We start from the raw sequence: 9970 nt of genomic DNA on the forward strand, positions 1-9970 counted from the left end.
ATCAACGAAAACATCCTTGCTACTAAAAAAGGTTTAGAACAAGACAATCAAGCTGTTAAAGAATCAGTTCAAACCGTATCAGTTGTAGAAGGTGGTAATTTAACAGCAAGAATTACTGCTAATCCAAGAAACCCACAACTTATTGAACTTAAAAATGTTCTAAATAAACTTCTTGATGTTTTACAAGCTAGAGTAGGTTCTGATATGAATGTTATTCATAAAATATTTGAAGAATACAAAAGCTTAGATTTTAGAAATAAAATCTCTAATGCTTCAGGAAGTGTTGAATTAACTACTAATGCTTTAGGCGATGAAATAGTTAAAATGCTAAAACAAAGTTCAGACTTTGCTAATGCTTTAGCTAATGAAAGTGGAAAATTACAAACTGCTGTTCAAAGCTTAACCACTTCTTCAAATTCTCAAGCTCAATCTTTAGAAGAAACTGCAGCAGCTTTAGAAGAGATCACTTCTTCTATGCAAAATGTTTCAGTTAAAACTAGTGATGTTATCACTCAATCTGAAGAGATTAAAAATGTTACAGGTATCATAGGTGATATTGCAGATCAAATTAATCTTCTAGCTTTAAATGCAGCTATTGAAGCTGCACGTGCTGGAGAACATGGTAGAGGCTTTGCTGTTGTGGCTGATGAAGTTAGAAAACTAGCTGAGAGAACTCAAAAGTCTTTATCTGAAATAGAAGCTAATACTAATTTACTTGTTCAATCTATCAATGATATGGCAGAAAGTATTAAAGAACAAACTGCAGGTATTACTCAAATCAATGATAGCGTAGCACAAATTGATCAAACTACTAAAGATAATGTTGAAATTGCTAATGAATCAGCTATTATTTCTAGTACAGTAAGTGATATAGCTAATAATATCTTAGAAGATGTTAAGAAGAAGAGGTTTTAATTAGTCATTCAAGCCCAAAAAAGGGCTTGAATTTTAAAAATTTATGCTATGATTTTATATATTTTATCAAGGAAAATATATGAATTTATGGGATAAAAAAGCCAAAACTTACACAAGATATCAAAACACTTTAAACACCATACAAAAGCAAACTTTTGAATATTTACAAAATTTAAAGATTTCTTTTCAAAATAAAAGCATTATAGATATAGGATGTGGAACTGGAGTTTGGACTTTACACTTAGCTAAAGAGGCTAAAGAAATTTTTGCCTTAGATAGTGCAAATGCTATGCTTGAAATTTTACAAGAAGATGCCAAAAAACTAAATCTTAACAATATAAAATGCGAAAATTTGAGCTTTGAAACTTGGATGCAAAACAATCCTAATGCTAAATTTGACCTTGCATTTTTAAGTATGTCCCCTGCTTTACAAAATGAAAAAGATTATACAAATTTCTTAAATCTAGCTAAAACAAAAATTTATCTTGGTTGGGCTGATTATAGAAAAAGTGATTTTTTAGATCCGATTTTTAAATATTTTAATACCGAATTTAAAGGTTTTTATAAAAAAGATTTAGAAAGTTATTTACTAGAAAAAAATATATTTTTTCATAAGATTGTTTTTGATGAAACACGCAAAGTTCAAAGAACGAAAGAAGAGGCTATAGAAAATGCTCTATGGCATTTAAACATTAACAAAATCACAGCTTCTAAAGAAACTGTAAGTTCTTTTGTTGAAAATGATATTATTGAAACTATAGAATCCAAAATAAAACTTTTAATTATAAATAACTTATAAAAACATTAAGCTTATACTTATTACAATTTCACCGATTATTTCAAAGGAGTTTTTAATGGTTAAAAATTTAATCATCAAATTTGGACGCTTGATTCTTGATGCAATTGCAGTGATAAGTTTTGTTGTAGCTTTGCTTTATTCTCTTTTTATGATGTTTAGCATTGGATTTTTAGCTGGTTTATTGTCGCTGATAGTCAGTTTTATTGCTTTATTTTTAAGTTTTTTTGTGATCTATCTTGTTATAGATATCAGAGATACTCTTGTAAATAAAGCTTAAATTTTCCACCTTTAGGGTGGAAAATCAATGTTTTAATTGAAATTTTAAAATTTCTCCGGCCATATAAGGCACGACTTGATTGTATTTATCTTCATAAACATTTGGCACTTGCCATTCTTTTTCTTCTAAAGTTAAAATTTTATCTTCTTTAAATTTCAAATCATAAATTTTACAAGCGTTATCGCTTAAAAATTTTTGCAAATTTTCTTTGGAGCTATTTTGCTTAAATAATTCAGCTAAAACAGGTAAAATCACTGGGGCGCTAAATACACCTGCGGCACAACCGCAACATTCTTTAGTGTGCAATGGATGAGGCGCGCTATCACTTCCAAACATAACTTTTTCATAACCACTAAAGGCAAGCTCACAAAGTACTTCTTTATCTTCGTAACGCTTGGCTATAGGCTTACAAAAAAGATGAGGATTCATTTTACCTCCGATAACATCATCTAAAGTGATGATTAAATGATGTAAAGTGATTGTCGCATATAAATTTTCATAATCTTTTAAAAGTTCACATAAAGTTTTAGTGGTAATATGCTCCATTACAATTTTTAATTTTGGAAAGTTTTTTGCTAATTTTTCATAGATTTTAGCAAAATTTGCCTCTCTATCCATGACAAAATCATTTGTTTCACCATGCACTAGCAAAGGAATCTTTAAATCACTCATAGCCTCTAAAGTAGGTTTTAAATACTCTATATCAAAACTTGAAACTCCACCATTTGAATTTGTTGTAATTCCTGCTGGATAAAGCTTAATGCCAAAAATTTCATCTTTGGCAATTTGAAGAAATTTCTCATCATAATTTTTAAAAAAAAGTGTCATTAAAGGAGTGAAATTTTCATCTTTACAAACCTTAATGATACGCATTTTATAAGCTTTTAGATCTTCTAAATTGCAAAGCGGAGGGATTAAATTTGGCATAATCACAGCTGCACAAAAATCTCTTGCACTCAAAGGTGCAATAAGTTCTAGCATTTGATTATCTCTTAAATGCAAATGCATATCTAAAGGATTTTTAAGTATCATTTTTATCTCCTATATTTAGCTGATAAAATCCATTCTTAAGGCGCTTGAAAAGTTTTTTTTCTTCTAAAAATTTAAAAGTAGCAATGATAGTGGGTTTGCTTTGATGTAATTTTTCTTCAAGCTCACTGATTTTAATCATAATAAAACCATTTTCATCGGCATTTTCACATAAAAATTTTAACAATTCAAAACGCTTTTTTCCTAAAATTTCTCGTATTAAATTTTCAAATTTCATAAGTAAATGCTATATAAAATAAAACCCCAAACAAAAAGAGCTAAAAGCACACTAAAAAACACTGCCGCACTCGCACAATCTTTAGCAATTTTTGCCTTTTCATGCCATTCATTTGTAATCAAATCAACACAAGCTTCAATAGCTGAATTTAAAGCTTCTATAATTAAGATAAGTATTAAAACACTTACCAATAACAAATGTTCCAAAAAACTAACTTTTAAGAAAAAACTAAAAACTATCGCAGGGATAATAATGCAAAGTTCAATTCTAAACGCCATTTCATTTTTAAATAAAGCAAAAACCCCTTCTAAAGCATATCTTGCGTTATTTAAAAAATGATATTTAGGCTTCATGGATTTGCCTTAAGTTTAGGATTTAATAAATCATATTCTGGCTCATAAACACTTGTTTTTACATCAAAATATCCTAAAAGAGTGCTAAAAAGATTATCTTGAGAAAGTTTTAAACTTTTATGTTCTTTAGCTAAATTCATTAATTTTTCATCATTACTCCAAAAAATAGCAGGAATATGAGTTTGATAACTTGGTGCTATAGCATAAGGCATACCATGAAGATAAATATCATTTTCGCCCAAACTTTCACCATGATCTGAAAGATAAAATAAAGAACTTTCATAATCTTTTTGCTCTTTTAATAGTTTTATAATCTCACTTAAAAAATAGTCTGTATAAAGCAAAGTATTGTCATAAGTATTGATTAAAGCCTTACTATCACATTTTGAAAGTTCATTGGTATCACAAGTTGGAGTAAATTTTTTAAACTCATTTGGATAGCGTTTATAATAAGTTGGCCCGTGAGAACCTTGCAAATGAAGAACTATTATATTTTGATCACTCAAATGATTTAATTTTTCTTTAAAAGGAGTGAGTAAATTTTCATCCAAATCACTAGAAAGCTTTTGTTTATAAGCTAATCTATCACAAACCCCTTTACAACCACCAGAATTATTATCAAACCATGCAGCATCTACACCTGTTTTATAAAGTATATCCATGGCATTTTCTTGAAATTCTGAACTCGAATAATCTCTACGCTTGGATATAGAAAACATACAAGGTAAACTTACCGCTGTTGCTGTTCCGCATGATGAAAAATTATCAAAAAAGACTACATTATCTTTTTTAGTATAAAAATTGGTATCATTTTTAGTATATCCACCCAAAGAGTAATTTGCTGCTCTAGCGGTTTCACCCACTACCAAAACCAAAATTTTTTTAGTGTGATTGTTTTCTCTATAAGCATCATTAGCTATAGTTTTAAATTCTGGCTTAGCTTTTACAAAACGAACATAATAGCGATATACGGCATAAAATTGATAAAAAGGAGTATTATACATTCTTATTTCATTATAGTTTCTAAAAAAAGGCAAGAAAGTTTTACTTAAAGGGATTAAAACTGCACTAACCACAATCAAACCTGATATTATATTGATAATTTTAATTTTTATATGAAATTTAAAACTACCATAATCAATTTTCACTTTAACAACATAAAAAGCCAACAACAAAGCCAAAACAATAAATAAAATTAATTTTAAATTTAACAAATCTTTTACTTCTTTGATATCCGTTTGAACAACATTTTGTATCATATCAGAGTCTATAAGCACCCCATAAAAACTAATAAAGTAAACACTTAAAAAAGATGATATTATAAAGAATATAGAGAAAAATTTAGTAAAAAATTTCATAAAAAGTAAAGAGAGAATTGCATGAACTAGTGCAAAATAGACCACAATGAAAACAAAAGTTATAAACCAATTTTGATTGTTTTTTTCATACACAAACTCAAATAAATTAAAATTTAATATTGCAATCATTAAAGAATTTAAGAAAGTAAACCAAAACCAAGTTAATCTAAGCATATAAATCCCACCTTCAAATTTAAGATTTTAATTCTATTAAATTTGTTTAAATAGATTGTAGTTTTAAATCTTTTTATGCTATGATTTACACTTTTAATGAAAATTTTAAGGAAAATAATGAAACTACTTTCATGGAATGTCAATGGCTTAAGGGCTATTTGTGATAAAAATGCACTTGATTGGATAGCACAAGAAAAAATTGATTTTATAGGTTTTCAAGAAATCAAAGCACATGAAGATAAATTTCCTAAAAAAATTTATGAATATCCTTTTAAACACATGTATTTTAATTCTGCTAAAAGAGCGGGATATTCTGGGGTAATGAGTCTTTGTAATTTTGATAGCGAAGTAAAAAAATGCGAATTTTTTGATGATGAAGAAGGCAGGGTTTTAGAACACCGCTTTAAAAATATCGCACTTTTTAATATCTATTTTCCAAATGGTCAAAAAGATGAAGAGCGTTTAAATTTTAAGATGAAATTTTATGCAGATTTTTTAGTGTATTTAGATAAGCTTTTAAAGGATGGATTTGAAATTATTATTTGTGGCGATGTTAATACCGCTCATAAAGAAATCGATCTTACCCATCCAAAAGCCAATGCCAACACTTCAGGTTTTTTACCTATAGAAAGAGCTTGGATTGATGATTTACTAAAACTTGGTTTTATAGATACTTTTAGAGAAATTAATGGTGAAATCAAAGAAAAATACTCGTGGTGGAGCTATAGAATGAAAGCAAGAGAAAGAAATGTGGGTTGGAGGATCGATTATTTTTTCATTTCAAAAGGTTTAAAAGATAAACTTAAAAACGCTTTCATAAGAGATGATATTTTTGGCTCTGATCACGCACCTGTAGGCATAGAAATAGATATTTAATATCCCAAAAAATGGGATATTATTTTTTAACAAATTTTTTTGCTTTTTCCCAAAGTCTTACACCGAGCTTTTTAGCTTTTTTGGAATTTAAATCTTTGTATTTTTCACTAGCAATTTTTTCTAATTCAAAAATTTCTTGTTTAAAACGATTTAATTTTCTTTGAGTAAGTTTATTAAAATCATTAATCTTTGGATTTCTCTTAATATCATTTAAAACTAGTATTAGTTGTTCTCTACTTTCACTCGCAAGACGTCTAAATTTAGCAAAAAGATTATCAAGTTCATGTTCTAGCAAATTCTCAACTATACTCTTACAAGGATCATTTTGCAGTTGAATCTCTTTTTTTAAAAGAGCAATAAAATCATCTTCTATACCTATTAGTTCTTTGCTTTTTAAACTAACATCTTCTTCAAAATTTGCATAAGTTAATGAAGCTTTAAATTTTTCCATTGCTAAAACAATACCATCTCTTGTGCCTTTAATCACACCTAAACAAAGATCTTTTGCATAAGCCATAGATTCATTAGCTATTTCAAAAGCGGTATTTAAAATAATACTTGAAATTTGTAAAATTCTTTCTTTTTCAAAATGAGCTTCACAAATGGCATTATATACGAGATTTTTAGCTATTTCGCTACTTGTAAGTTCTATATCTTCAGCCTTTTCTAATGTGGTTAAAAAAGCACTTTCAGCGGTTTCTTTTAAAATTCCAAGCATTTCTATATCAAATAAAATAGCATCATTTAAACCACCGCTAAATTCATCACAAAAAGAACATTCTTGTAAAATACTCTCGAATTCAAAAAAATTATCGCTGATTTGATTTTTAATCAAATTCTTTTGATTTTCAATCTGTTTGTTTAATAATTCAGCTTCACTAATATACTCATAAAGCGAATTTTGAGCATCTGCAACACTTGCTTTTACCAGAGCCTTAATAACCTTTGAAACATTTTCATCGTCACAAAAATCAAGTTTTTTTAAAATAGTTAAAAATTCAACCAAAAGAGAATTTAAAACTTTTTTTGTTTCATGAGGATTATGTGAAATTTGTTTATATGCAAGATTAAAACTCAAGTCCTCAAGTAAATCACTTGCTTCATCTTTACCGAGATTTGACAAAGAATTTTCAAAAATAATTAAAGTATTTTTCATTTTTCCTTCTTTCTTAAAGCACAAATTTTGCTTTAGCTTTTAATTTATCAAATATATCCAAACGATCTTTTTTGCTATCCACATAAACATTTAATAAATAACTTTGATATTTTCCGCTCGCACTTGAATTCGAATGTTCAAATTTATATTCTCTTTGACCTAAAATTTCTTGAAAAATTTCACTTGCCTTAACATGTACCTCAAAAATCACCTTATAATCCCAAAAAGTAGGATAATTGATCTGAGGTTCTTTTTTAAGATCGCACAAATTTACCACTTTTGCCTCCTTCTTTGCTTTCAAGCACTATATCCGTAATCCTCATTGATTTATCTATAGCCTTGATCATATCATATATAGTTAAAAGTCCTATACTAACCCCACTTAAAGATTCCATTTCAACACCTGTTTTACCTTCACACTTAACTGTTACAATAAGCTTAAACGCACATTCTTTAACAAATTCCACAATATCAGTTTCGACTTTAGAAAGCATCAAAGGATGGCACATAGGAATAATTTCACTTGTTTTTTTAGCCCCCATTATAGCCGCAACAATAGCTGTTTGAAGAACAGGGCCTTTTTTTGCAGTATTGTTTTTAATTACATCAAAAGCTTCTTGACTCATATATATCATACCACTAGCTGTGGCTATTCTTGAAGTAATATTTTTATCGCTTACATCTACCATTTTAGGATGATTGTTTTCATCTAAATGACTTAATTTCATAAATTCACCTTTTAAAAAATTATAAAAATTATAGCAAAACCAAACAAATTTAAGATAAAATAAGCTTTGTATTTTTATTTAAGGAGAAAACAATGGCTTATGAAGATGAAGAAGATTTAAATTACGATGATTATGAAAACGAAGATGAAGAATATCCACAAAATCACCATAAAAATTATAATTACGATGATGATGATTACGAATACGATGATGATAACAATGATGATGATGATTTTTATGAGATGGATTAAAATACAAAATTTTCATCTTTAAATTACAAGCAATGTCTTCACAGGGCTTGTAATTTATATCTTAATAATACCCAACGCACATACTCTCAGTGATTTTAATACGCTTTTCAAAAGGAGCTGGACTAAAAAAATGGCATTTTTCTATATAAATATGCTGATGATAATTTAGCCCTAAAAAATCATAAAATTTTTTTAGATTAACAAATTTAATCCCACAAATCTCCTTAAGCTCTAAAAGTTTATAAATAGAAGAATTATTTTTTTCCACTAAATGAGAGGGGGCTAACCCAGTAAAAGAACAAAAAGCACTTGCCAATACAAAACCATTTAAACCGCTACATTGCCTTAAAGCTTGCTGATGTTTTTCTAAAATGCAATTCCTATGCAAAAATACAATTCTTGTTCCTTGATATCTACCTATTTCTACATTTTTCCAAAATTTATAAGCATTTTTTGAAATTCCAGCAAAACGATGAAATTCAGCGTTTAAAATATAGTGATCTAAAAATTCATTAGGAGGCAAGATTAAACTTTTCATCACTACAATTTAGAGCCCTAAAAGAGCTCTTTAATCTTCTTTGTTTAAATTTTCCTTAGCTTTGCTAGGAAGCTTAGATAAAAGATTATTTAAATCAAAATTAATTCCTTGAGTTTTTGCCTCTTCAAGTAAAGCAACTGCAGCTTTTGCGTTAAATGGAGAAGAGCCATCATGTGGAGCAAAAAGATGATCTGTTATTGCTAGAGCATAAGCGGATTTTTTCACTTCTTCGCGAGCAGCGTGAGGAGTGCGAACAAAACATATACTTTCAATCAAAACATCATCAAAATTCCAACGATGCAACAAAAATCCCAAGAAAGAAATATGATCTACACCTAAAAATTCATTCTCCGCTAAAGCAATATTTTCAATTTTAGTTTCATTTAAAAAAGTTAAAAATTCTTTCTCTCTATGATTTTGTATAAGAAAATTTGAAAAAATAACAATGCCAAGTCTTAAAAGCATTGCACAAGGAACTAAAAGATGAGAAAGTTTTTTATCTTCATTATTGAGCCAATTTGTGATAAAAGTTGCCTCTTCGTTGCAATTTCTTAAAAAAACTTGAGTATCCAAACCATATGGTGAAACATCTATTTTAAAACTATCTTTAATAGAATCAGCAGTAACTATGTTGATGATATTACCAACACCTAATAAAGTAATCACTTGATTTATAGTTGTAATTTCTCTTGTAAAACCATAATAAGGAGAATTTGCAAGTTGCAAAAGCTTAGCTGTCATTAAAGGATCACTTGAAATGATTTCAGCAACTTTCATGGTTTCTATATTTGAATTAGCCTCATTTACATATTTTCTTAATTTACTCACAGTATCAGGCAAAGGTGGCAAAACTTCAACGCTTTTTAATAAAAGCTCGTTCATATCTCCGATCATATTTAATACATCCTTATTTAATATTCAATGTTCTTCATAGATTTACAATTATATCTAAAATTTAATTTACTTATTGCACAAAGTGAATATTTAACGCTTGATTAAGTATAGTTAATTTGTAGATAAAATATCTAAAAAATACAAAATCAAAAATTTTAAATTTTTATCCAAAATATAAAAACTAAAAAAATACACTTTTAAATTTATTTTAAATATAATTTACAAATACCACAAAAATATTTACAACATTTCATATAAATTTACTCTCATTAAATTAATTTTTTTATATAAAATAAAATTTAAATTGAAATTTTATAGTTTTATAATAATCAGTATTTAATTATACTTTAAGTTTAAATATTTTATTATTCCGCTATTTTATTT

General features: G+C 27.8%; 13 protein-coding genes and 1 pseudogene. 5 read left to right on the forward strand and 9 right to left on the reverse strand.

Features of this window, described 5'->3' with window-relative positions:
- The 3 genes and pseudogenes from AJN58_RS01675 to AJN58_RS01685 form a co-directional block, all read left to right on the forward strand.
- Positions 1-915: methyl-accepting chemotaxis protein (locus AJN58_RS01675; protein WP_002934477.1), on the forward strand; the 915-nt coding region annotated here is incomplete at its 5' end.
- Between the two features lie 79 nt (positions 916-994).
- Entirely contained in the window at positions 995-1714 is a 720-nt protein-coding gene (locus AJN58_RS01680) for a class I SAM-dependent methyltransferase (RefSeq protein WP_070233288.1), read from the forward strand.
- Positions 1715-1769: 55 nt separating this feature from the next.
- A pseudogene (locus AJN58_RS01685) lies at positions 1770-1984 on the forward strand (hypothetical protein).
- Positions 1985-2015: 31 nt separating this feature from the next.
- On the opposite strand, the gene pyrC reads toward AJN58_RS01685, so the two are convergent.
- Genes pyrC through eptC form a run of 4 tightly spaced genes read right to left on the reverse strand, consistent with a single transcriptional unit; the run spans position 2016 to position 5143 of the window.
- Positions 2016-3023, reverse strand: coding sequence for a dihydroorotase (gene pyrC, locus AJN58_RS01690; protein WP_070233286.1), 1008 nt, complete (start codon positions 3021-3023; stop codon positions 2016-2018).
- Positions 3013-3258 (reverse strand): replication/maintenance protein RepL, encoded by a 246-nt coding sequence (locus AJN58_RS01695; protein ID WP_002861043.1) that lies wholly within the window; start codon positions 3256-3258, stop codon positions 3013-3015. Before AJN58_RS01695 ends, pyrC begins: the two co-directional genes overlap by 11 nt.
- Positions 3255-3611, reverse strand: coding sequence for a diacylglycerol kinase (locus tag AJN58_RS01700; protein ID WP_044778744.1), 357 nt, complete (start codon positions 3609-3611; stop codon positions 3255-3257). Before AJN58_RS01700 ends, AJN58_RS01695 begins: the two co-directional genes overlap by 4 nt.
- Positions 3608-5143, reverse strand: a complete 1536-nt coding sequence (gene eptC, locus AJN58_RS01705; RefSeq protein ID WP_070233285.1) for a lipid A/FlgG phosphoethanolamine transferase EptC — start codon at positions 5141-5143, stop codon at positions 3608-3610. The genes AJN58_RS01700 and eptC overlap by 4 nt, the downstream gene beginning before the upstream one ends.
- Before the next feature lie 117 nt (positions 5144-5260).
- On the opposite strand from eptC, the gene AJN58_RS01710 reads away from it, so the two are divergent.
- Complete coding sequence (locus AJN58_RS01710) at positions 5261-6019, forward strand: exodeoxyribonuclease III (RefSeq protein ID WP_002869154.1); 759 nt, start codon at positions 5261-5263, stop codon at positions 6017-6019.
- Between the two features lie 19 nt (positions 6020-6038).
- Here the strand turns inward: AJN58_RS01710 and AJN58_RS01715 are convergent, their stop codons facing one another.
- From AJN58_RS01715 to moaC, 3 genes are read right to left on the reverse strand one after another with little or no spacing between them, the layout of a single operon-like run.
- The gene (locus AJN58_RS01715; RefSeq protein WP_079860119.1) at positions 6039-7199 is read right to left on the reverse strand and encodes a hypothetical protein; all 1161 of its coding nucleotides are present in this window, start codon (positions 7197-7199) and stop codon (positions 6039-6041) included.
- Entirely contained in the window at positions 7189-7452 is a 264-nt protein-coding gene (locus AJN58_RS01720; RefSeq protein ID WP_002857480.1) for a DUF493 domain-containing protein, read from the reverse strand. The genes AJN58_RS01715 and AJN58_RS01720 overlap by 11 nt, the downstream gene beginning before the upstream one ends.
- Positions 7430-7903, reverse strand: a complete 474-nt coding sequence (gene moaC / locus AJN58_RS01725) for a cyclic pyranopterin monophosphate synthase MoaC (RefSeq protein ID WP_070233283.1) — start codon at positions 7901-7903, stop codon at positions 7430-7432. Before moaC ends, AJN58_RS01720 begins: the two co-directional genes overlap by 23 nt.
- Positions 7904-7995: 92 nt before the next feature.
- Between moaC and AJN58_RS01730 the strand changes: the two genes are divergently transcribed.
- The gene (locus tag AJN58_RS01730) at positions 7996-8154 is read left to right on the forward strand and encodes a highly acidic protein (RefSeq protein WP_070291924.1); all 159 of its coding nucleotides are present in this window, start codon (positions 7996-7998) and stop codon (positions 8152-8154) included.
- 61 nt (positions 8155-8215) lie between these two features.
- Here AJN58_RS01730 and cheQ read toward each other — a convergent pair whose 3' ends face one another.
- Together cheQ and cheP are read right to left on the reverse strand one after the other, a co-directional pair.
- Positions 8216-8695, reverse strand: a complete 480-nt coding sequence (gene cheQ, locus AJN58_RS01735; protein WP_079860118.1) for a cheVAW transcriptional regulator CheQ — start codon at positions 8693-8695, stop codon at positions 8216-8218.
- A gap of 27 nt (positions 8696-8722) precedes the next feature.
- On the reverse strand, positions 8723-9586 hold the full coding sequence (gene cheP, locus AJN58_RS01740; RefSeq protein WP_070233281.1) for a cheVAW transcriptional regulator CheP: 864 nt from the start codon (positions 9584-9586) through the stop codon (positions 8723-8725).
- Between the last annotated feature and the right edge of the window lie 384 nt (positions 9587-9970).

Source organism: Campylobacter sp. BCW_4321 (assembly GCF_001763075.1).
Classification (GTDB): domain Bacteria; phylum Campylobacterota; class Campylobacteria; order Campylobacterales; family Campylobacteraceae; genus Campylobacter_D; species Campylobacter_D jejuni.

What these genes read in the sequence shown, in the direction of transcription:
- AJN58_RS01700 (WP_044778744.1), bottom strand. Translation starts at nt 3,611, where the DNA reads ATGAAGCCTAAATATCATTTTTTAAATAACGCAAGATATGCTTTAGAA.
- AJN58_RS01680 (WP_070233288.1), top strand. Translation starts at nt 995, where the DNA reads ATGAATTTATGGGATAAAAAAGCCAAAACTTACACAAGATATCAAAAC.
- pyrC (WP_070233286.1), bottom strand. Translation starts at nt 3,023, where the DNA reads ATGATACTTAAAAATCCTTTAGATATGCATTTGCATTTAAGAGATAAT.
- eptC (WP_070233285.1), bottom strand. Translation starts at nt 5,143, where the DNA reads ATGCTTAGATTAACTTGGTTTTGGTTTACTTTCTTAAATTCTTTAATG.
- moaC (WP_070233283.1), bottom strand. Translation starts at nt 7,903, where the DNA reads ATGAAATTAAGTCATTTAGATGAAAACAATCATCCTAAAATGGTAGAT.
- AJN58_RS01710 (WP_002869154.1), top strand. Translation starts at nt 5,261, where the DNA reads ATGAAACTACTTTCATGGAATGTCAATGGCTTAAGGGCTATTTGTGAT.
- AJN58_RS01730 (WP_070291924.1), top strand. Translation starts at nt 7,996, where the DNA reads ATGGCTTATGAAGATGAAGAAGATTTAAATTACGATGATTATGAAAAC.
- cheP (WP_070233281.1), bottom strand. Translation starts at nt 9,586, where the DNA reads ATGATCGGAGATATGAACGAGCTTTTATTAAAAAGCGTTGAAGTTTTG.
- AJN58_RS01695 (WP_002861043.1), bottom strand. Translation starts at nt 3,258, where the DNA reads ATGAAATTTGAAAATTTAATACGAGAAATTTTAGGAAAAAAGCGTTTT.